The 21,844-nt window shown below is 60.1% G+C and carries 20 protein-coding genes, 1 tRNA gene and 1 pseudogene; 9 read left to right on the top strand and 13 right to left on the bottom strand.

What is annotated here, in order from left to right:
• Positions 1 to 48: 48 nt before the first annotated feature.
• From AC13RC_RS28885 to AC13RC_RS28860, 6 genes are all read right to left on the bottom strand, one after another.
• A complete protein-coding gene (locus AC13RC_RS28885) occupies positions 49 to 1,260 on the bottom strand; it encodes a D-alanyl-D-alanine carboxypeptidase family protein (RefSeq protein WP_488559319.1) in 1,212 nt (403 codons plus the stop codon).
• A gap of 70 nt (positions 1,261 to 1,330) precedes the next feature.
• Positions 1,331 to 2,506 (bottom strand): septal ring lytic transglycosylase RlpA family protein, encoded by a 1,176-nt coding sequence (locus AC13RC_RS28880; protein WP_488559318.1) that lies wholly within the window; start codon positions 2,504 to 2,506, stop codon positions 1,331 to 1,333.
• Positions 2,507 to 2,837: 331 nt separating this feature from the next.
• Positions 2,838 to 3,341: a GNAT family N-acetyltransferase gene (locus tag AC13RC_RS28875; RefSeq protein WP_183811269.1), complete on the bottom strand. Its 504-nt coding sequence runs from the start codon at positions 3,339 to 3,341 to the stop codon at positions 2,838 to 2,840.
• 79 nt (positions 3,342 to 3,420) lie between these two features.
• Entirely contained in the window at positions 3,421 to 4,293 is an 873-nt protein-coding gene (locus AC13RC_RS28870) for a sigma-70 family RNA polymerase sigma factor (protein WP_488559317.1), read from the bottom strand.
• Positions 4,286 to 4,909, bottom strand: coding sequence for a flavodoxin family protein (locus AC13RC_RS28865; RefSeq protein WP_488559316.1), 624 nt, complete (start codon positions 4,907 to 4,909; stop codon positions 4,286 to 4,288). Before AC13RC_RS28865 ends, AC13RC_RS28870 begins: the two co-directional genes overlap by 8 nt.
• Positions 4,910 to 5,089: 180 nt before the next feature.
• Positions 5,090 to 5,179, bottom strand: a tRNA-Ser gene (locus tag AC13RC_RS28860).
• Between the two features lie 414 nt (positions 5,180 to 5,593).
• Between AC13RC_RS28860 and AC13RC_RS28855 the strand changes: the two genes are divergently transcribed.
• Entirely contained in the window at positions 5,594 to 6,190 is a 597-nt protein-coding gene (locus tag AC13RC_RS28855; protein WP_488559315.1) for a DNA-3-methyladenine glycosylase, read from the top strand.
• A 74-nt stretch (positions 6,191 to 6,264) separates the two neighbouring features.
• Here the strand turns inward: AC13RC_RS28855 and AC13RC_RS28850 are convergent, their stop codons facing one another.
• From AC13RC_RS28850 to AC13RC_RS28835, 4 genes are all read right to left on the bottom strand, one after another.
• Complete coding sequence (locus AC13RC_RS28850) at positions 6,265 to 7,809, bottom strand: DHA2 family efflux MFS transporter permease subunit (RefSeq protein ID WP_488559314.1); 1,545 nt, start codon at positions 7,807 to 7,809, stop codon at positions 6,265 to 6,267.
• The gene (locus tag AC13RC_RS28845; protein ID WP_488559313.1) at positions 7,802 to 9,028 is read right to left on the bottom strand and encodes an HlyD family secretion protein; all 1,227 of its coding nucleotides are present in this window, start codon (positions 9,026 to 9,028) and stop codon (positions 7,802 to 7,804) included. The genes AC13RC_RS28850 and AC13RC_RS28845 overlap by 8 nt, the downstream gene beginning before the upstream one ends.
• Positions 9,021 to 9,485 carry a MarR family winged helix-turn-helix transcriptional regulator gene (locus tag AC13RC_RS28840; RefSeq protein ID WP_069612200.1) on the bottom strand — a complete coding sequence of 155 codons (465 nt, stop codon included), beginning with the start codon at positions 9,483 to 9,485 and terminating at the stop codon, positions 9,021 to 9,023. Before AC13RC_RS28840 ends, AC13RC_RS28845 begins: the two co-directional genes overlap by 8 nt.
• A gap of 303 nt (positions 9,486 to 9,788) precedes the next feature.
• Positions 9,789 to 10,070, bottom strand: a complete 282-nt coding sequence (locus AC13RC_RS28835) for a hypothetical protein (RefSeq protein WP_069612302.1) — start codon at positions 10,068 to 10,070, stop codon at positions 9,789 to 9,791.
• A 180-nt stretch (positions 10,071 to 10,250) separates the two neighbouring features.
• On the opposite strand from AC13RC_RS28835, the gene AC13RC_RS28830 reads away from it, so the two are divergent.
• Genes AC13RC_RS28830 through AC13RC_RS28810 form a run of 5 tightly spaced genes read left to right on the top strand, consistent with a single transcriptional unit; the run spans position 10,251 to position 15,739 of the window.
• Positions 10,251 to 12,143 carry a peptidylprolyl isomerase gene (locus AC13RC_RS28830; RefSeq protein ID WP_113352517.1) on the top strand — a complete coding sequence of 631 codons (1,893 nt, stop codon included), beginning with the start codon at positions 10,251 to 10,253 and terminating at the stop codon, positions 12,141 to 12,143.
• A 25-nt stretch (positions 12,144 to 12,168) separates the two neighbouring features.
• Positions 12,169 to 13,191 (top strand): anthranilate phosphoribosyltransferase, encoded by a 1,023-nt coding sequence (gene trpD / locus AC13RC_RS28825; RefSeq protein WP_145317440.1) that lies wholly within the window; start codon positions 12,169 to 12,171, stop codon positions 13,189 to 13,191.
• 6 nt (positions 13,192 to 13,197) lie between these two features.
• Entirely contained in the window at positions 13,198 to 14,013 is an 816-nt protein-coding gene (gene trpC, locus AC13RC_RS28820; RefSeq protein WP_145317437.1) for an indole-3-glycerol phosphate synthase TrpC, read from the top strand.
• 1 nt (position 14,014) lies between these two features.
• Positions 14,015 to 14,509 (top strand): cyclic pyranopterin monophosphate synthase MoaC, encoded by a 495-nt coding sequence (gene moaC / locus AC13RC_RS28815; protein ID WP_112721300.1) that lies wholly within the window; start codon positions 14,015 to 14,017, stop codon positions 14,507 to 14,509.
• A gap of 3 nt (positions 14,510 to 14,512) precedes the next feature.
• Positions 14,513 to 15,739, top strand: coding sequence for a molybdopterin molybdotransferase MoeA (locus AC13RC_RS28810; protein ID WP_488559312.1), 1,227 nt, complete (start codon positions 14,513 to 14,515; stop codon positions 15,737 to 15,739).
• 125 nt (positions 15,740 to 15,864) lie between these two features.
• Here AC13RC_RS28810 and gnd read toward each other — a convergent pair whose 3' ends face one another.
• On the bottom strand, positions 15,865 to 16,890 hold the full coding sequence (gene gnd, locus AC13RC_RS28805) for a phosphogluconate dehydrogenase (NAD(+)-dependent, decarboxylating) (RefSeq protein WP_069612206.1): 1,026 nt from the start codon (positions 16,888 to 16,890) through the stop codon (positions 15,865 to 15,867).
• A 304-nt stretch (positions 16,891 to 17,194) separates the two neighbouring features.
• Between gnd and tehA the strand changes: the two genes are divergently transcribed.
• On the top strand, positions 17,195 to 18,196 hold the full coding sequence (gene tehA / locus AC13RC_RS28800) for a dicarboxylate transporter/tellurite-resistance protein TehA (RefSeq protein ID WP_488559311.1): 1,002 nt from the start codon (positions 17,195 to 17,197) through the stop codon (positions 18,194 to 18,196).
• 30 nt (positions 18,197 to 18,226) lie between these two features.
• A pseudogene (locus tag AC13RC_RS28795) lies at positions 18,227 to 18,600 on the top strand (VOC family protein).
• 33 nt (positions 18,601 to 18,633) lie between these two features.
• On the opposite strand, the gene AC13RC_RS28790 reads toward AC13RC_RS28795, so the two are convergent.
• Positions 18,634 to 19,767 (bottom strand): citrate synthase, encoded by a 1,134-nt coding sequence (locus tag AC13RC_RS28790; protein ID WP_488559310.1) that lies wholly within the window; start codon positions 19,765 to 19,767, stop codon positions 18,634 to 18,636.
• Between the two features lie 84 nt (positions 19,768 to 19,851).
• Between AC13RC_RS28790 and AC13RC_RS28785 the strand changes: the two genes are divergently transcribed.
• A complete protein-coding gene (locus tag AC13RC_RS28785) occupies positions 19,852 to 20,940 on the top strand; it encodes a citrate synthase/methylcitrate synthase (RefSeq protein ID WP_488559309.1) in 1,089 nt (362 codons plus the stop codon).
• A 24-nt stretch (positions 20,941 to 20,964) separates the two neighbouring features.
• Here AC13RC_RS28785 and AC13RC_RS28780 read toward each other — a convergent pair whose 3' ends face one another.
• Complete coding sequence (locus AC13RC_RS28780; protein WP_488559308.1) at positions 20,965 to 21,840, bottom strand: LysR family transcriptional regulator; 876 nt, start codon at positions 21,838 to 21,840, stop codon at positions 20,965 to 20,967.
• Between the last annotated feature and the right edge of the window lie 4 nt (positions 21,841 to 21,844).

The following is a 21,844-nucleotide window of genomic DNA, read 5'->3' as shown; positions in this document are numbered from 1 at the left end:
CACTCTATATGGGGTGTGAACAGAGATTTCGCGAGCCTTGCGGCCCACTCAGGTCGGCAAAGGCTTGTCCCACAGCCAGGAGAACAGCAGTGATTCCGTCAGTTCCATGAGGGCATCGAAGGCGCGGCGACCCAATGTGCCCTGCCCGACCGATTCTTTCGTGTAGAGTGGCAGCTCCCGCACCAAACGCGCACCCAGGAACACGCGAAGGGTGCCGGCTTCGTAACCCGCGGCCACCGGCGCTGTCAGAGGCCAGCGATAGACGATACGCGCCGAAAGCCGATCCGGTGTCTCGATCGGCACATAGACGTCGACGGGTATTTTCGCCTGCAGGCCGACGGTGGAAGCAGCGCCGCCATAGACGCTGGCGTTGCCGATCACTTCGCCATCGGCGAAGATGCGTTGGCTCTTGAAATTGCTGAGTCCCCATTCGAGGACGCGTCGCGTCTCCTCGATGCGTTCCTTGTCGCTCTTCAGCCCGCCGAGTGCCAGGAACAGCCTGCGTCCATCGCGTTGAATGGAGGCGACGATCGAAAAGCCCTCACTCTCGGCAAAACCCAGCCCCAGGCCATCTACACCGATATTGAGCACAAGCATCGGGTTCTTGTTGCGCTGGTAGATCTTATTCCAGGTGAAGTCGGCCTGCCCGAAATATTTGTAAAGATCCGGGTGCTTCTCCTGCAGGTCCTGCGCCAGCATGACCATCTCCCGCGCCGAGACCCTGCCGCCGCCATTGGGGTCGTTGGCATCGGGCAGTCCGGTCGAATTGGTAAAGGTCGACCGCGACATGCCGATCTCGCGGGCACGCGCCGTCATGCGCCGCGCGAATTCGCGTTCGCTGATCGACATACCCTCGGCCAGAACGATGCAGGCGTCGTTCGCCTGCTGTACGGCTATACCCTGGATCAGATCGCCGACGCGGATACGCGATTTCAGGGCTGCGAACATTGTCGATGCACGTGAGGGAGCGCCGCCGGTGCGCCAGGCATTTTCCGAGACGGGATATTCCGTGTCGAGGTTGATCTCCCCTCGCCCGATCGCGTCGAAAACGACATCCAGCGTCATCAGTTTCGCAAGCGACGCCGGCGAAATCAGCTGATCCTCGTTCTTGGCAAGCAGGATAGTGCCGGTCGACGCCTCGATCATGAATGCCTGCGCGGCTTTCGTGTCGAAAGCGCCCGGTGCGGCCGGCTGCGCGACGGCCGTGACATTCGCGAAACCGAGGAGAAAAAGGAACAAAAGAATCAAGCGCTTTGGCATATCGTCCCCTTCATCCGACCACCGGCACGATTATTTTAGTGACGGGTTAAGATTCAGGCAATGACGCCGATCAATCGACCTGCGTCGTACCCTGATGTTGGCGGCGATAGGACGAGAGAATCGATTCCTGCGTGAGACCGTCGTTGCGAACCATGACGGCATCGAAAGCGAGGTCGACATAAACTGTTTTGACCGGCGCTTCCTGATAGCCGGCAACCATGGAGCCAAGGGACCGGTCCTTCTGGCTTGCCAGACGCGGAGAGAAATCCGGCCGCTCGCGGGGGATCGGGCCGATCCGCGGAAGCACGATCATGGTCGGGTCCGCCGCTTCCGCCGCAGGCATCGCTCCGCCATTCCACGTCATCGGCGGCGGGTCGTTGCGCTTGGTGGCGTTGTAACCGCCATCCGGGGTGGAGTCGGCGAAGGCCGTTGCTGAATAGGGCGACTGGCGCGGGACGGGTGCAATCGCCGGCGCGGCATCAAAGCTGCGCACCTCGCGGCTGGCGCGCGTCGGTGTTGGGGTATATGAATCCGGCAGCTGATCGGCAGTCATCCGGCCGGCAGAGGCCACCATCACGCCGGTTGCGATCTGGCCGCCTGGGTTGATGCCCGGCAGACGCGAACCCTTCGGAATATAGGAAGCCATGAGATAGGGTTCGTCATGACCGTCCATGCGGGCGCGGCCGACATATTGCACGCGCACATTGCCCGTGCCGCTATGCTGAAGATCGAGCATCTGTGCCGTCTTGTTCGAAAGATCGATGATGCGGCCGGGATGGTAGGGGCCGCGATCGTTGACGCGAACGATGATGGAGGAGCCGGTCTCGACGTTGGTGACGCGGGCATAGCTTGGCAGCGGGAAAGTCGGATGGGCGGCAGTCAGCGACTGCTGGTCGTAGACTTCACCGTTGGCGGTGAGACGACCGTGAAAAGCCGAGCCGTACCATGAAGCGATGCCGACCTTGTTATAGCCGAAATCTTCCTTGGGGTAATACCACTTGCCCTTCACCTGATAGGGATTGCCGACCATGAAGCGGCCGCCGCCCTTCGGCACCGGTCCGTTATTCACGACGCGAGGGCTCGCCTTCACGCCATATTCCTTCTCGGAGAAATATTCCTTGCCGTGCTTGCGTGTCGAAGCAACCTTCTGAGACGTCCCGCAGGCCGTAATGGTTGCGCACATCAGTGAGAGAGCAAACCAACGCATGGCCGTTGTGTATGTCACCGCCCGATTTTCGAATGTCATCTGTCCCAAGCCGCTACTCATTACTTTGACGGAGGTCTGCTACCGGTAATCCCTCGCTCCGGTATCCTGCTACGCTCCAATCACCTAACGGTGCTTTAATCATGATTGCACTTTGTCCATTTTGCGATGCAAATTGAGCGCACCGAAGAATTTCCGAAGATCATGGTTAATGCTCAGTAAAGCACTGCCGGCCGCAAGTCGTGTCGATCACATCCATCCCGCTACGGTAACGGTCTGCTTTCTGTGCGCCACCAGTCGTGCCGAACTGCGACAGATGCACTCGGCTTGTCATTGCGCTGGGATTGCGAAGGAGAGATTTGGCGCAGTTTTCTCAGGCTGCTGTATCAAGACGCATCAGTATTTCATCATGATAGATATCGCCGACTTTTAGCGCATCCGTATCGACCGCCCAGGCCTTGAAGCCAAGGGATTCATAGAGACGAATGGCTGCCGCGTTGGAAGATGCGACGTTGAGCCGGATCGATCGGCATGTTTGTCTCGCCTCGTCGATCGCTGCGATCATCAGGGAACGCGATAGGCCGGTGCCTCGCCCTTGCGGGCGTACATACACCCCCCAGATCATGGCGATATGGCGCATTTTCGCGCTCTTTGATCGTGCGACCGCGGCGACGCCAACCAGCGTTCCGTCATCCGCAAAGCCGCCAAATACGGCATTGTTTTCAATCCTGTCGCCAATCTGCGTCAGCGAATAAATCAGTTCTTCTTCGTGGGATGCGCCAAATGCTTCTGGGTGGCGTGCCAGTCCTTCCAGGCGGATTTCCCTGAATATCGAAGCGTCATCACGATATAGACGGCGTATGCTGAAGCGCTGCATGCCCATCCTCTTTGCCGAAGCGCCATAGCGACGCGAAGAAGATGAGGGTTTCGCATCTGGCTCTTCGTGCCGTCAACCATCAATGCGGTAAGGCGCCGATAATGTGCTGCAGTTTGTCCGGGTTGCGGGTGCAATAGATGGCGACGATTTTTTCCCGTTCGACCTGCAGCGCGGTCGTCTGCACGACACTGTCGCCTTCTATTGTCACGAAGCCCGGCAAGCCATCGATGACGGCATAGTGGATCAGTTGCGAGGGATGCGCGCGGAAAATTCGCGCCAGTCGCTCATGAAGCCGCATGGTGGCAGAAAGCCCGATGTGTGGTCGCTGCGATGTCGGCACCTTGCCGCCGCCGTCGGCATAGACAACGACATCCTCTGAAAGCAGAGCTTGAAGGGAGGCCATGTCTCCCGTTCTCGATGCCGTGAAGAAAGCCTCGGCAAGCTTGAGCCCTTCTTCCTTGCCGACGGCGAAGCGCGGCCGGGCCTCGGTGACATGTGCCCTCGCCCGGCTGGCAAGCTTGCGACAGGCGGCCGCCTCACGACCAATTGCCGACGAGATTTCATCAAAACTCATGCCGAACACGTCATGCAGAAGAAAGGCGGCTCGCTCCAGCGGCGAAAGACGCTCCAAGGCCAGCATCAGCGGCATGGTTATATCGTCAGCGGCATCGCCGTCTTCCGGATCGAAAATCGGCTCGGGCAGCCAGGAGCCCACATAGGATTCCCGGCGACGACGGGCCGATTTCAGCTCGTTCAGACAAAGCCGGGTGACGACTGTCCGCAGGAATGCCGCCGGTTCGCGAACGGAAGCGCGATCGGTCGCCAGCCAGCGCAGCCAGCTATCCTGCACGATATCCTCGGCATCCGTGACCGATCCGAGCATTCTGTAGGCAAGCCTGACAAGGCGCGGACGCAGCTCAGCGAAGATCGGATCGGACGGCGCCTCACTCATTGGCTGCGAACTCGCGCGCAAATGGATTGACCTCGCGGCCACGAGCGAACTGCAGCGCCGTGAGCGCTACCCGACGGCCAAGATGGCGTGCGGTCGCGAGATCGGATGCCGGTGGCGCCGTCTCCGGGCCTTCGTCCGTATTGGCCTGCGCCGCTGCACCAAGCCAGAAGCCGAGGCGGTTCATGTCTTCTTCCGAACCTGTCGAAGAGCAGTTGGCCGGCGGCAGATCGAGACCGACCCAATGCATTCCGTGCTGGGCGGCGAAGATCACCATCTGCAGCAGCGTCGAAAGCTTGTCGCCGGATCGTGACCCGGAGGTGGTGAAACCGGCGGCGATCTTGTCCCTCCACAAATAGCCCCTCGCAAGAACTGTCTTCGACGTCGCCTCCTGGAATGTTTTGAATGGTGCAGAAACTGCGCCCATGTAAGTCGGCGAGCCGAAGATGATCGCATGCGCCGCATTGAGATCACTCCAGTGGCGCTCCACCCCATCTACGGTCAACAGCATAGCCTCCGCGCCATCAACCTCTTCGACCCCCGCCCTGACGGCCTCGGCTTGTCGGCCGGTATGTCCGTAGCCGCTATGATACACGATTGCGATGCTCTGCCGGATCATTGTCATCTCCTTCGAAATTGGTGTTGTGAAGGGCATGACAAGGCAGGGATTCTTAATGTGACACGTCGCGCTTCATTTTCGATGGCAATCTGCGTGACTAAGAATATCAAGAATGGCTAATATGGTGCGTATGGGATGGGAGGGCCATCGGCCATAAAATCTAATGATTTCATATGGATATGGCGGAAGAGGTGGGATTCGAACCCACGGTACGGTTTCCCGCACGCCGGTTTTCAAGACCGGTTCCTTAAACCACTCGGACACTCTTCCCAAGCAACTGAAAAGGCCTGAAAAATCCATATAGTGTTGATTTTTCGAAACCGGGTGTGGTTACCGGTTTTTTGCCAATCACTCGACGGCTGGCTTTTTATCAGCTTTGGTCGCCGCGTCAACTTGTTCCGCCGAGCTCCTTCGCATTCTCGATATCGGCTGGAACGGCGATTGAGGAATATTCATCGAGCCGGGTGGCGCTGCGGGAACTTCATGTCGTCAGCGCGCTAAAAACAAGGTGGCCCGGCCGCTGGAAAGGGCCGGGCCACCTTCGCCAGGTCAGGGGTCAAATCTGACTGAAGCAAGCTATTAATAAGAGATACTTAGCTTTTGTCAATTATCAGTACGCCGGACCAAGCACTTGATGGTCGGCGCCGTGTTGATGGCTTCGGCTATCCGGGATAATTTCCTTCCATGGCTTCTGACGATCATTCCCTGTCTCTTGGTATCAGCCCCCTCGCCGGCCCTGCCCTTACCGCTTTTTTCAGTCGGGACGCCGTCGTGGTCGCATCCGATCTGATCGGGATGCGCTTCACTGTTGCGGAGGTGGGCGGTCGAATCGTCGAAACGGAGGCCTATCGACCGGATGATGCGGCATCTCACGCCTATAACGGGCCGACGTCGCGCAATGCGGCCATGTTCGGACCGGCCGGCCATGTCTATGTCTACCGCTCCTACGGCATTCACTGGTGTCTGAATTTCGTTTGCACCAAAGGGAGCGCCGTGCTCATCCGGGCGCTCGAGCCGGAAAACGGCATCGCGCACATGATCCAGCGGCGGGGGCTGGCCGACATCGTCTCGCTTTGCAACGGGCCGGGTAAGCTCTCGCAGGCCCTGGCCGTCGATATCGATCTCAATGGCCGTTCATTGGATGCGGCGCCGTTTTCGCTTTCGCTTGCCGAACCGGTGCCGATCGTGGCCGGCAAGCGCATCGGCATCACGAAGAACATCGATCCCCTTTGGCGTTTCGGTGCTGCCGGCTCACGCTTTGTCAGCCGCCGTTTTCCATGATCGAACAAAAACGGCCGCCGGGGTGGTGCCCGGCAGCCGTTGAGCCACGCAGTGAAACTGGAAAGGCTGCGTAGCTATTCCATCGCGACGCTGTGATCGACCGCCGGCGGTGCCTTCGGCTTGCGCAAGAGCACCAGCAGCGGCATGGCGAAGATCGACATCAGCATCAGCAGCTTGAAATCGTCCATATAGGCGATGATGGTCGCCTGCGTCGTGATCATCCCATCGAGCGTCGCACGACCGACTGCCGTCATCGGGCTCACCCCTTGCGCGGCCGTGAGGTCGAAATACCGATTGAATGGCGTGACATAGGCGGCGATATTGGCATGGTTGACCTGCGTATTCTCGGTAATCAGCATCGAGACGACCGAAATGCCGACACTGGAGCCGATATTACGCGAGAGGTTGTAGAGGCCGGTCCCTTCGCCGCGCATCTGCGCCGGCAGCGTCGCGAAGGCAATGGTTGTCAGCGGCACGAAGAGGAAGCCGAGGCCAGCACCCTGGACGAAGCCGACCGAAATCAGCGTCCATTGCGAAACATCCGGCGTCCAGCCTGTCATGTCGTACATGGCCCAGGCCGTCAGCGCGAGGCCGATGAACAATAGCCAGCGCGTGTCCACCTTGCCGATCAAGCGTCCGACCAGAAACATGCAGAACATGGTGCCGAGGCCGCGCGGCCCCATGACGATACCGGCTGTGACGACCGGATAGCCCATCAGCGTCTGCAGATAAGGCGTCATCAGCGCCAGCGAAGCCAGATAGGTTACGCCGACGATGAAGATGAACAGGATGCTGACGGCAAAGTTCTGGTCCATGAAGAGCCGCGGATTGACGAAGCTTCGCTCGGCCGTGAACATGTGCACCAGAAAGAGATAGAAGGCGCTGACGCAGACGAGCGCCTCGACGATGATCTCGCTCGAATAGAACCAGTCGAGCTGCTCGCCGCGATCGAGGAACAGCTGCAAGCCGGCGATCGCGATCGAAAGCATGCCGAAGCCGAACCAGTCGAGCTTGGCGAGTGCGTCGAGCTTGGTTTCCGTCACGTAGACGACGATGCCGAAGAAGGCGAGCGCACCGATCGGTACGTTGATGTAGAATACCCAGCGCCAGCTGATATTGTCGGTCAGCCAGCCGCCGATGACGGGACCCAGCACCGGCCCGACCATGACCGAAACGCCGAATAGCGCCATGGCACGGCCGCGCTCCTCGACATTGTAGATATCGAGCAGGATGCCCTGTGACAGCGGTACGAGCGAAGCGCCGAACAGACCCTGCAGCAGGCGGAAGCCGACAATCTGTATCAGCGATTCCGACAGGCCGCACAGCACCGAGGCAACGACAAAGCCGGCGATTGCCACCAGCAAGACCCGCTTGCGGCCGAATTTTGCCGAGAGGAAGCCGGAGGGCGGCGTCATGATCGCCGCAGCGACGATATAGGACGTCAGGACCCAGTTGATCTGGTCGGCGCTGGCGGAAACGTCGCCCTGGATATGCGGCAGGGCGACATTGGCGATGGTGGTATCCAGCGCCTGCATGATGACGGATAGGATGACGCAGGCGGTGATCGCGCCACGATTGGCAACGGGCGCCGCGGGAGAAGCGGTGGCGGTATTACTCATGATCCTGACCGCGGGAATGACCCAGCAGGTTGGTAACGAAATCAGGCAGGCCGCGGGCATGGCCGGTGTCGACATCGGCAACGACGCTCATTCCGACGCGCAGCGGAGGCTTGCCCGCCGTGTCGTCGATATTGATGATCATCGGTATGCGTTGGACGACCTTCACCCAGTTGCCGGTCGTGTTCTGCGCCGGCAGAAGCGAGAAGCTGGAACCGGATGCCGGCGCTATGCTTGCGACGGTGCCTTTCCAGGTCACACCCGGATAGGCGTCGACCGAAATATCGACCTTCTGGCCGGGCCGGACATAGGTGAGTTCGGTTTCCTTCGGGCTGGCGTTGATCCATAGATGCGTGGTGGAAACCAGCGAGAATCCTGGCTGGGAAGCCGTCAGATAAGCGCCGACCTGCAGCGAGGGTACGTTTGCGGTCACGCCGTCGAAGGGGGCTTTGACGACGGTGTCGTCAAGTTCGCGTTGCGCATTGTCAACCGCAGCCTTCGCCTGCAGATAGAGCGGGTTCTGCTCCGGAGGCAGATCGGCAGTGCCTTCGCCGCCCAACTGGGCGAGAGTCGCGGCGGCTGTGGCCTTTGCGACCAATACCTTCTGCTGCGCGGCTTCGAGATTGTGTCTGGCCTGGTCGAGAGCCGCCTTGGAAGCGACCGAATTGGTGATCAGGTTCTGCTGGCGGTCCAATTCCGTCTGATAGTACGGGATGTCGGCCTGTGCCTGGGCAATTTCCGCTAGCGACTGTTTGTAGCTCGCCTGCAGGTTCAGGATCTGGTTCCTGGCATTGCCGAGCTGCGCTTTCGCGCCGTCGAGTGCGATCCGGAACGAATCGGGCTTCAAGCGGAAGAGCACCTGCCCTTTCTTCACCACCTCGTTTTCATGCACGTCGACCGAGATTACCGTGCCGGAAACGTCGGTGGAAACACCGACCATATCGGCCTGAATGTAGGCATTGTCCGTGGACATGATCTGCCCGCCGGTGACGTAGTAGTAGCCACCGATGACAAGCGCGACCGGAAGCAGCGCAAACAGGACTGGTCGCGTCATGCCACGGCGCTTGCGCGGCGCCTCCGGGGGCGCTGCCGGTGCGGCCGGCGCAGTCGTGGAAGGCTGGGGCGCCGGGTTTGAGGATGGAGCCTCGGCGACGGGAGCTTGATTTTGTTCGGAGGAGTTTGCGTTCGCGGGTACGCGAAGTGGGGAGGATGCTTCAGCCATGTTGTAACTCTTTATCGACTGCTTTTGAACGGCAGGCGCTAACCAGGTTCGATTTCATAAGGGTAAGCAATTCATAGAGGCGCTCTTGATCTTCCTGAGAGGCGCCCTCGAGCGCTTCCTTGCGCGACTGTTCGCCAATGCTGCGCATGGCGTCCATCAACGGCCGGGCCTCTTCGCGCATATAGAGTAGCCAGCTGCGCCGATCATTCGGATGCTGCCGGCGCTCCACCAGCCCCCGTTCGCTGAGCTTGTCCAGAATACGCACCAGCGTGATCGGCTCGATTTCGAGAATTTCGGCCAGTCCGGCCTGATGGATACCTTCATTGTTTGCAAGGTAGGCAAGGGTTTGCCACTGCGAGCGCGTCAGGCCCAAATCCTTCGCACGCTGCTCGAATCTCTTCCGAAGGAGTCGCGCAACGTCATGGAGGAGAAAACCAACGGTGGGGGTCGAAATCATTGTATGGGGAGCCTGCTATTCATAAGCAACCTTATAATTGTTGTTACGTATAGTAAGCGCCCACGTGATACAAGAGGGTGCGCGTTCAACAAATGGCGATGGTCAACATGCCGCAGGGAGTGTCACAAAGATGTCGCAGCAGGCTTCGGTTGTGGTGCAATGCATATATTCTGCAATTCTTGCATACGGGCGTTTGCGGTTACCAATTGAAAAGGCGCGGACGAATCGTCCGCGCCTTTTTCGGCGGTTTCGCAGCTGCGGTCGCTCGGAGTGGCTCGTCCACCCGTCGAGAGCTCGTCCTGACTAGCGTCGGCTCAGAAGGCCGATCAGATAACCGATGCCTGCTGCGGCAGCGACCATGAAAATCGGCTCTTCTCGAACTCTCTCGCGCAACTGCTCCGTGATCTCCTGGGCTTCCTCCGCGACGACAGATTTCGCTCCCTGCCCCACAGCCGCCACGCTTTGTGACAGCTTTGCCAGATCTTCGCGTAAGGCTGCGACCTGGGCGGCAAGATCCTCCATTGCCGTTTCCGTTTGTGCTCGCGCCGAAGACGACTGAGTAGAGGCTGATTTGGTCTCTGCCATCGTGTGCTCCTTATGTTTCCGCATTGCTAGAACGCTGTCGCTTCTCAAAGGTTCCGGCATGGCTGCACCTCATCAGGCGATTTCCCCACTGGCTCTTCAATTCCGGTTCGGATTGTTCTAAGGAACTCCGATTGTTTCGCCTGCGGGCGAAGACTTGATGATGACGAGGTTTGCTTTCCGATGTTCGACGTGCTGAGAAAAATCGCCCAGACCTGGGTTGCCAAAGGTTTGTTGCTTCTTCTTGCGGCGGCCTTCGGCGTGTGGGGCGTCGAGCGGTCCCTTATCACGGGCGGTGGCAGCAATACCGTTGTCACAGTCGGCGATCAGCACATCGATACCAATGAGTTCCGCCTTGCCTATCGCCGCCAGATCCAGGCGATCAGCCAGCAGCTGCGCATGCAGATCACACCGGAGCAGGCTCGCGCCTTCGGCATCGGGCAACAGACGGTGGCGCAGCTCGTCGCTGGCGCTTCGCTCGATCAGCTCGCCGCTGACATGAACCTCGGCCTCTCGCAAGACCGCCTTGCCAAGCTCATCGGCGACGATCCGGCCTTCAAGGCTGCGAACGGTGCCTTTGACCGCCAAAAGTTCGATATGCTTCTGCGCAACAGCAACATATCGCCCGATGATTATATCAAGGAGCGCAGCAAAGTCGCGATCCGCAGCCAAATCGTCGAAGCTGTGTCCAACGGCTTTGTCGCACCGGCGGTTCTTGCCGATGCGGTCAAGCAGTATCACGACGAGACCCGCAGCATCGATTATCTGTTGCTGACCAATGCCAATATCGATCCCGTCAAGGCGCCGGCCGACGACGTGTTGCAGAAATGGTTCGATGGCGTGAAGTCGAAATATCGTGCGCCTGAATACCGCAAGTTCGCCTATGTGAAGTTGCAGGCCGAGGATATTGCCGATGTGGCAAGTGTCACGGATGACGAAGTGCGGGCGCAGTTCGACAAGCGCAAGGACAGCTTCACCACGCCGGCAACGCGCACCATCGAGCAGCTGACCTTCGCTAACAAGGATCTCGCCAATGCCGCAGCCGATGCGCTGAAGACGGGAACCACCTTCGATCAGCTCGTCTCCGATCAGGGCAAGAAGCCGTCCGACGTGCTGCTCGGCACCTTCACCAAGGATCAGGTTCCGGACAAGACCGTTGCCGAAGCGGCGTTTGCCGTCTCCAAGGAAGGCGGCACCACGCCCGTCGTGGACGGTTCATTCGGTCCGGTCATCCTGCGTGTAACCAATGTGAAGAACGAAACGGCCAAGAATTTCGACGACGTCAAGGAAGATATCCGCAAGCAGATTGCGCTCGGCAACGCTGCCAATGAAATCACCAGCGTCCACGACAAGTTCGAAGACCTGCGCGGCTCCGGCGCATCGCTTCAGGATGCGGCATCGCAACTCAAGCTGAAGCTCGTTACCATCGATGCGATCGACCAGACCGGCCTCGATCAGAATGGCAATGAGATCAAGGATCTGCCGGCCCGCCAGCAGCTGATCTCGGAGGTCTTCAAGGCCGATCAGGGTGGCAACCCTGCTCCCCTGACGGTCGGCAATGATGGCTACATCTGGTATGATGTCATGAACGTCACGCCCGATCATGATCGCCCGCTTTCCGAAGTCCGTGAAAAGGCAGTTGCCGACTGGACCGCCGAGCAGCAGAAGGTCGCGCTTGCCGCCAAGGCCGCCGAGCTGAAGCAGGAAGCGCAGAAAGGCAAGTCGCTCGCCGATATCGCCGCGCCGCTTGGCATCGCTGTTGAAAGCAAGACCGGCATCACGCGCTCGACGGATGATCCGGTTCTGGGTCGCGGCGGTATCGCTGCCGCCTTCTCCGGTCCGGTCGATACGGCCGCCAACGCTGTCGGCGCCGATGACACGACGCAGATCCTGCTCAAAGTCACCGATGTCAACGACAATCCGACGACCGATGCGCTGAGCAATGACGATCAGCAAGTGGCCCAGATCGCCAATGCTGCCGGCGACGACATCCTCGACCAGATAGTCGGCCAGCTGCAGTCCAAATACGCCGTAACGGTCAACCAGAGCCTCGCCGAACAGGCGATGTCCCGCTAGACCCATACGGGAGGATGGATCATCAATGACAGAATTGAAGCCTTTCCTCGCCAAGGTGGCCAATCGTGAGGCGCTGACGCGGGACGAAGCCCGACAGGCATTCGAAATCCTGATGTCGGGCGAGGCCACGCCGTCGCAGATCGGTGCATTTCTCATGGCGCTGCGCGTTCGCGGCGAGACGGTGGATGAAATCGTCGGCGCCGTGACGACCATGCGCGCCAAGATGCTGCCGGTGGAAGCGCCTGCCGATGCGATCGATATCGTCGGCACCGGCGGCGATGGCTTTGGCACATACAATATCTCGACGCTGGCGGCATTCATCGTCGCCGGCGCGGGTGTGCCCGTCGCCAAGCACGGCAATCGTGCCCAAAGCTCCAAGGCCGGCACCGCCGACACGCAATCCGTATTGGGTATCAAGCTCGATATCGGACCTGAGACGATTGCCCGCTGCATTCGGGAAGCCGGTATCGGCTTCATGTTCGCGCAGCTGCATCATTCTTCCATGCGCCATGTCGGCCCCTCGCGTGTCGAACTCGGCACGCGCACGATTTTCAATCTCCTTGGTCCGTTGTCCAATCCTGCCGGCGCTCGTCGTCAGCTGCTGGGCGTCTTCGCGCCACAATGGGTATTGCCGCTGGCCGAGGTGCTGAAGGATCTCAACGCGGAGAGCGTCTGGGTCGTGCACGGCGACGGCTTGGACGAGATCACTACGACGGGCAAGACCTCCGTAGCGGCCCTGGAAAACGGCAGGATTCGTAGCTTCGAACTGACACCGGCCGATTTCGGCCTGCAACATGCTGACCTTGCCGATCTCAAGGGTGGTGACGGCGTTGCCAATGCCGCAGCCCTTCGCGCAGTGCTCGCCGGCGAAAAGAACGCCTATCGCGACATCGCCCTTGCCAATGCGGCGGCCTCGCTGGTCATTGCCGGCAAGGCGGAAACGCTGCATGATGGCATGAAGCTCGCGGCTCATTCGCTCGATAGCGGCGCCACCGCCGTTGCACTGGAAAAGCTCATTGCCGTTTCCAATGAAGAAGGACAGGACTAGGACATCATGAGCGATATCCTTAGAAAGATCGAGGCCTACAAGCGCGAGGAAATCGCCGCTGCCAAGGCCAAGCTTTCCCTTGCCGATCTCAAGGCCATGCAGGCTGACCAGTCCGCGCCGCGCGGCTTTCACAAGGCGCTGCTTGCCAGGCAGGAATCCAGTGTTTTCGGCCTGATTGCCGAAATCAAGAAGGCAAGCCCGTCCAAGGGCCTGATACGCCCCGATTTCGACCCGCCTGCCCTCGCCAAGGCCTACGAGGCCGGCGGTGCGGCTTGCCTTTCGGTGCTGACGGATACACCGAGTTTCCAGGGTGCTCCGGAATTCCTGACGGCTGCCCGCGCGGCCTGCTCGCTGCCGGCACTGCGCAAGGATTTCATGTTCGACACGTACCAGGTCCAGGAAGCCCGTGCTTGGGGTGCAGACTGCATCTTGCTGATCATGGCATCGCTTTCGGACGATGACGCCGAGCGTCTTCAGGACGAGGCCTTCGGCCTCGGCATGGATGTGCTGGTGGAGGTCCACGACGCCGAAGAGATGGATCGTGCACTAAAACTCTCCTCGCCGCTGGTCGGCATCAACAACCGCAATCTGCGCACGTTCGAAGTAAGCTTGACGGTCAGCGAGAATCTGGCGCCCATGGTACCGAAGGATAGGCTGCTGGTCGGCGAAAGCGGCGTCTTCACACACGCCGACTGCAAGCGTCTCGAGGCCGTCGGTATCAGCACCTTCCTCGTCGGCGAAAGCCTCATGCGCAAGGATGATGTGACGGCGGCAACCAAACTGCTGCTGAACGGTGAAACCGGCATTCTGGCGGCCGAGTGAGATGAGCAGCGAGAAGGCCGGTCTTACGCATATCGACGCTTCGGGCGAAGCCCATATGGTCGACGTCGGCGATAAGGCCGAGACGGCGCGCAGCGCCACCGCGGCCGGTTACGTCAAGATGAAACCCGAGACTTTGGCGCTGATTCGCGACGGCAACGCTAAGAAGGGCGATGTGATCGGCACGGCGCGGCTTGCCGGCATCATGGCTGCCAAGCAGACCAGCAATCTCATCCCGCTCTGCCATCCCCTCATGTTGACGAAGGTTTCCGTCGATATCGCAGAAGATGCCGCCCTGCCCGGTCTCCGGGTCACCGCGACAGCAAAGCTGACCGGCCGCACCGGCGTCGAGATGGAAGCGCTGACGGCGGTTTCCGTCGCCTGCCTGACGATCTACGACATGGCCAAGGCCGCCGATCGCGGCATGGAAATCGGCGGAATCACTCTATTGGAGAAATCCGGCGGCAAATCGGGGGATTTCCGCCATCCGAGGGCCTGATATATGAGCCTGCTACCCGTTGTCGAAGCGCAAGCGCGCTTGTTGGATAGTGCCGCGCCGATCCACCGTGTTGAAGGCGTTCCGCTCGATATGGCCGAAGGCAGGGTTCTGGCCAAAGATTTGACGGCCCGCCTGACACAGCCGCCTTTCGATGCCTCGGCGATGGATGGCTACGCGCTGCGCTTCGAGGATGCGGCACTGCCTGGTTCTGAGCTGCAGGTTATCGGCGCCTCGGCTGCCGGCCATGCCTTCGAAGGAACCGTCGGCAAGGGCAAAGCGGTTCGCATTTTCACCGGCGCGCCCGTTCCGGCCGGTGCCGATTCGGTGCTTTTGCAGGAGGACGCCGAGCGCTTGGAGGGCGATCGCATCCGCACGACCTATCCCTTGCGCAAGGGGCAGCATATTCGCCCGCGCGGACAGGATTTCCTGGAAGGCGAAGCCGTGCTTCCCGCCGGCACGGTGATGGACTTTTCGAGGCTTACCGTCGCCGCGGCCATGAACCATCCGGCCTTGGATGTCTACCGGAGGCCGCTGGTGGCGATTCTCGCGACCGGCGATGAACTCGTGGCTCCCGGCAATGAACCGGGTCCCTCGCAGATCATCGCATCCAACACGTTCGGCATCGCTGCACTGGCCCGCAATGCAGGCGCGCATGTGCTTGATCTCGGCATCGTCGCCGACGACAGCGACGATATCACCGCCGCCATAGGCCGTGCGCAGGTGGCCAAGGCCGACATCATCGTCACGCTCGGCGGCGCTTCTGTCGGTGATCACGATCTGGTGCAGGCGACAATGGTGGCTGCGGGAATGAAGCTGGATTTCTGGCGTATTGCCATGCGCCCCGGCAAGCCGCTGATGGTCGGCAGCCTCGGCGACATGCATGTCCTTGGCCTTCCCGGCAATCCCGTCTCCAGCCTCGTCTGCGGCCTGCTCTTTCTCGAGCCATTGATAAGAAAGCTCGCATCCCTGCCGCCGATAAAGCGCGAAGGCTTTGCACGCGCCGCCGTCTCCTTTGCAGCGAACGATCAGCGACAGGATTACGTCCGCGCAACGCTGACGAAAGCTGCCGACGGCGGCCGGCTCGCCGAGCCGTTTTCGAAGCAGGATTCGTCGATGATGAAGATCTTTTCGCGCGCCGACTGCCTGGTCGTCCGCCCGCCACATGCACCGCAGCTAGAAGTCGGTTCGCCCACTCCGGTCATATTCCTGCGGCCCGATCTGCTGGGCTGAAGGTCCACCAGGAAAAGTGCATGGCGGTTTCCGGCTCGACGTATCGGGATAATAAAAGCGGACAAGAAAAAGCCGGGAGGTTTGACCCACCCGGCTCGCTATCATCAGATCGATAGACCAACCAATTACTTCGCCGGCTTCTCATGGTGGCCGCCGAAGCCGGCGCGCATGGCAGAGAGAACCTTGTTGGCGTAGTCGTCATTGCCGCGCGAAGCGAAACGGCCGTAAAGCGCAGCGCTCAGCACCGGCGTTGGAACGCCTTCGTCGATCGCGGCCGAGATCGTCCAGCGGCCTTCGCCGGAGTCGGAAACGCGGCCGGCATATTGCGAAAGCGCTGCATCGCCGTGCAGGGCATCGGCCGTGAGGTCGAGCAGCCAGGAGGTGATCACGCTGCCGCGGCGCCAGACTTCCGAGATTTCGGCGATGTCGAGATCATACTGGTAATACTGCGGGTGGGAGAGCGGCGCGGTTTCGGCGTCCTTCTCCGCGTCTTGCTTGCCGATATTGGCATGGCGCAGAACGTTGAAGCCTTCGGCATAGGCAGCCATCAGGCCATATTCGATGCCGTTATGGACCATCTTGACGAAATGGCCGGCGCCGGATGGGCCGCAATGGAGATAGCCCTGCTCTGCCGTGCTGTTCTTGGCAGCCTCTTCCGAGCGCATTGCCGACGGAGCGACGTCACCGACACCGGGGGCAAGTGTCGCGAAGATCGGCGATAGATGCTGGACGGTTTCCTTTTCGCCGCCGATCATCAGGCAATAGCCGCGCTCCAGACCGAAAACGCCACCGCTGGTGCCGACGTCGACGTAATGGATGCCCTTCGGCTTCAGCTCTTCGGCACGGCGGATATCGTCGTGATAATAGGAATTGCCGCCATCGATGACGATGTCGCCCTCTTCCAGCAGCGGGACGATCGCCGCCAATTCCTGATCGACGATTGCCGCCGGCAACATCAGCCAGACAACGCGCGGCTTAGCGAGCTTCGATACGAAATCCGCGAGAGACTTGCTGCCGGTGGCGCCGAGCTGCTCAAGCCCGGCGATGCTTTCCGGACGCGCATCGAAAACAACCGCACTGTGACCGCCTCTCATCAGGCGCTGCACCATGTTGTTGCCCATACGGCCAAGGCCAATCATTCCGATTTGCATATGTCAGTCTCCTAGGACGGTTTTAATCGTTTGAATGTTCAATAGAGACATTTCGCAGCATTTTCCAATGAACAAATGACGGGCGAGCTATGCATAAGCCGGTCAGCGAAGGAAAATTCGCCCGTTCACGCATCTGTGATGTCGCCTGGTCTGACCTCCCGCTTTTCGCCATGATCGCGCTTTGCCGGTTTCGAGGAAAGCTGTATTTTGCGCTTCATTCATGTTGATGGATTTAGCATCGATCTCGGGTTCTTTGCATCATTCTCTTTAGGGTGGCGCTCACATAGAGCGTCAAAGGGGGCATATGGCTGCGTCTTTGAAACTACCGCTGGTTCCAGCTTCGTTTTTCGGCATGATTCTTGGGCTTTCCGGTCTCGCCAATGCCTGGCGCGTGGGTGCCCGCATCTGGCATCTGCCAGTACTGATCGGTGAATTTCTGACCTTTATTGCGCTGGCCGTCTGGCTGGTGCTGATCGTGCTCTACGCTTTGAAGTGGATGGTGGCGCGCGAGGAGGCATTCAAGGAAGTGGCGCACCCTGTCCAATGCTGCTTTATCGGCCTTGTCGGTGTCGCAACCATGCTGGTCGCCGGTGGCCTGCTGCCCTATTCGCGTATCGGCGCCGAAACAATATTCCTGATCGGCGCCGTCTATACCCTGGCGTTCTCCGTCTGGCGAACCGGAGGGCTCTGGCAGGGCGAACGCGATATTGCCACGACGACAGCCGTGCTCTATCTGCCAAGCGTCGCCGGCAGTTTCGTGACTGCTATTGTCGGCGCCGCACTCGGCTTTCCGCAATGGGCGCAGCTTTTCTTCGGCGCCGGCTTCTTCACCTGGCTTGCTATCGAATCCGCCCTGCTGCATCGCCTGCTGACGGGGCCGGCGTTGGCCGCGCCGGTGCGGCCGACCCTCGGAATTCAACTGGCTCCGCCGGCTGTCGGTGCGTTAGCCTATATCAGCGCCACACAAAGCCCTCCCGACATGCTCGTCCACGCAATGATCGGCTACGGCTTGCTGCAGGCCCTGATCATGTTGCGCCTCCTGCCCTGGATCATGAAAGAAGGCTTCAGCCCCGCTTATTGGGCCTTCACCTTCGGCGCGACCGCACTGGCAACCGCCCCCATGCGCCTTGTCGAACGTGGCGATGTTGGTCCAGTGACGCAACTTGCTCCCATTCTCTTCGTCGCTGCCAATATCGTCGTCGGTTTGGTCGCGCTGGCAACGATCTGGCTGATTGCCAACCGCAAACTTGTCATTGGTTGGGTCGAGCTTGCCGACCGCGACGCTGGCGCCGTTGGTCAGCGTTAATGGAGTTCAATCTCACTTTTGGAGGGTGATGTGCTGGATCATGTGACGATCGGGGTTCGCGATATCGAGCGATCGAAGATCTTCTACGACACACTACTACGCTCCATAGGCATAGAACGCCTTTATGCCGAAGGCGAAAGATTTGCGGGTTACGGTATTGGCCAGAAGGCTTTCTTCTGGATCGGTCAGCGCGATGCTTTGCAAACAGGCACCCATATCGCCTTTGCCGCCCGAAACAGGGAGCTCGTCGATGACTTTTCCATCGGGTCGGGATAATCGCCGGCGGCACCGATAACGGTGCCCCAGGTCTGCGCCCTCATTATCATCCGAACTACTATGGCGCTTTCATTCTCGATCCTGATGGCCACAATATCGAAGCTGTTTGTCACCTTCCGGTGAGTTGAGAAGAAAACGCCCTATGTCCGGTAAGAATGAGATCATGGTACAGGCGGACCTACATAGCGCGCACGCGGCCGAATGAGCCTGCCGCTGGTCGCCTGTTCCATGGCATGCGCAAGCCATCCGACCGTCCGTGCCAGCGCGAAGATGATTAGCGGCGCATTCTCCGGGAGATGATAGGCATGGGTCATCGCCGTCAGCGCGAAGTCAACATTGACGCGTTCTCCGACCAGTTGCTCGCCGACATCGCGAACTCTGGCGAAGAGCGGCGGCAGCGTGAAGCAGCCAAGCAACGCCTCTCCCCGGATATCGGCATCAGGATAAAGCTGATGGCCAAAAGCCGGCAATGGCCGTCCTTCCGCGAGATAGCTGCGGACCGCCTCATCCACCCCCGTCGTGGCTGCCCGCGCGATCAGCGTACGCACGCTCTGCCATGCACCGCCATGCAGCGGACCTGTCAGTGTGGAGAGGCCGGATAGAGTGGCGGCGGATAGCGTGGCGCCTGCGGATGCCGTGATCCTTGCGGTGAAGGTCGAAGCGTTCAGCTCGTGATCGGCAAGCAAGACGAAACTGCGGCGGATCATATCGGCGGCATCAGGGCGGTCCCAGGCAATCGCGAGACGGCGATGCAGTGGTTGATCCCACGCGCCCGGGGCCAGGGCCTCAGCCACCGTACCAAACACGCTTTCGGCTTCATTTTGCAGTGGCGGAAGCGAACGCCCGAGTGATGGCAGATCGCTTGTTATGCGCTCGGCAAGCGCGGAGAAAGCACTATCCAAGGAAGGCGGCTTCCGCCACGCCTCGCTTGGATCGAATCGCAACGGCCGCTTCATGTCCCAAAGCAGCCGCGCGATATCTTCGAGGCTTGCGCTTTCGGCAAGCATCGCCACGTCCTTGCCGCGATAGAAAAGCCTTCCGTTCGAAACCGTCGACAGTGCCGATGGCAATACCGGATCGCCCCATTGAATGGCCTCGGCGGCCACCGTCTCGGTCTTGCGCCGTCCGGCGTGGCGGGTGGCCAATCGCTTGACGTCATCGGCAAAATAGAGGCTGCGCCGCGTATCCGTGGGATCGGCTTTCGCACGAATGCGCCCGCGGCTGACATTGGCGTAGAGCGTCTGTGATTTCGTTCCCAGCAGGTTCAGCGCCTGCTCTGCCGTCAGCCAGCTCATCGGTCCTCATATTGATCAATTGCGTCAAGATTGACGTCAATAGGAATAGATCCGATCTAATCGGATAGTCAAAGGAGAACCGTAATGAAAAGTGGTCTTGAAGATGTCATTGCCGCAGAAACCAAGCTGTCCGATGTCGACGGCGCTGCCGGTCGCTTGATTATCCGCGGCGTGTCGCTCGATGATCTGGTGGCAACCAGCCGCTTCGAGGATGTTGCGGCGCTGCTGCTGGATGGCCTGTTTGACGAACATATCGACGCAGCTTCCATCCGAACTCAACTCGGCGCGGCTCGTGTTGCGCTTTTCCCGCATGTGAAGACCGCCGATGCCGCTCTGCTCGCGCTACCACCCGTGGATGCCGTGCGGGCCTTGCTGGCGCGCGTGGCCGACGGTGAGGATTTCGCCACCGCGATCCGCCTGATGGCGGCACCGGCCGTTTTCCTGCCGGCCATCTTGCGATTGCAGAAAGGCGAAGCACCGATAAAGCCGGATGCATCCTTGTCCCAATCCGGTGATATCCTGCGCATGCTGACGGGTCGAAGCCCGACCGCAGAGCAGACCGCAGGCCTCGATGCCTATCTGGTGACGATTTCCGATCACGGCTTGAATGCGTCCACATTTGCCTCCCGCGTCATCGCCTCGACTCATGCCGGTCTGACCTCCTCGGTGCTCGCCGCAATCAGCGCCCTTAAAGGTCCGTTGCATGGCGGCGCCCCCGGCCCTGTCCTCGACATGTTTGACGGCGTCGGCAAACCGGAAAATGCCCGGGCATGGTTGTCTGACGCGCTCGATCGTGGCGAGCGGCTAATGGGTTTCGGTCACCGCATCTATCGCGTCCGCGATCCGCGCGCCGATGCGCTGAAGACTGCATTAAAGCCGATCTTTGCGAGCGGCCAGGCAGATGCTGGACGTATCGCGCTGGCGGAAGCCATTGAGGCGGCGGCGCTGGCGTTGCTGAAGGAGCGCAAACCGGATCGGCCCTTGGACGTCAACGTCGAATACTACACCGCCCTGCTGCTCGATGCTCTCGGCTTTCCTCGCAGTTCGTTTACCGGCGTCTTCGCGATCGGCCGCACGGTCGGCTGGATCGCCCATGCCCGCGAGCAGACGCTCGATGGGCGTCTGATCCGGCCGCAGTCGCGCTATGTCGGTCCGCTGCCGAAGGCGGCATAGGCGGTTTTATCAAGGAGACGGAATTTAGGCGGCCGCGGATTGGCGCGGCCGCATCATGCCCTCGCGGATATGGCGGGCAAGCTCCAGCGCCTGCGGTGTTGCGCCGCCCTTCGGCAAATGCAGGTTGATTGAGAAGACCGGCAGCTCGGGCAGACCCTGCTCGCCGGTGAGGATATCGAGATCGGTGGGAACGGTCGAAGCGAGCCAGGCGGTGATAGCCAGATCCGTGCGCACCGTCGCCGTGGTCGCTTCGATATTGCCATTCTCAAAGACCGTCCGCCAGCGCAACCCATCCTTGCTGAGCGCGGCAAAGACCGACGATCGGAAGGCACAGGTATCGGCGACCATCGAAATCGGCAGCGGTACCTTGCGATGGGCATTGCCTGCCTTCGCTCCGACCCAGACGAGCCGCTCCACAGTAAGGCATTCGCCCTGCGACGTGCCGTATGGTTCCTCCACCACACAGAGGTCGACGGTTCCCTTCCCCAACTCTTCCAGCAGTTCCGGCGACGATGCGCAGACCAGCGAAATCTCCACCTGCGGATGGCGTTCGGCATAGGATTTCAGCACGGGCGCTAGCGTCGCGCCCACAAGATCATAGGGAACGCCGAGCCGGACGCCGCCGCGAACGGTGCTTTCCGTCATATCGTCCCAGATCTCGTCATTCAACGCCAATAGGCGGCGAGCATTGCCGCGCAGGCGTTCACCGGCCTCCGTCAGCCGCAATCCGCGCCTGTTCCGTTCGAACAGAGCGCAGCCGAGCATATCCTCCAGCCGCTTGATCTGCTGGCTGACGGCGCCCTGGGTCATATGCAGCATATTGGCTGATATCGTCATGCTGCCCTGGTCGGCAACGGTGGCGAAGGTTCTGATGAGGGTAATATCGAAGTTTCGGATCATCTGG

It is taken from the genome of Martinezella sp. CNPSo 3890 (assembly GCF_057784455.1).
This window is presented reverse-complemented; position numbering and strand designations above follow the sequence as displayed.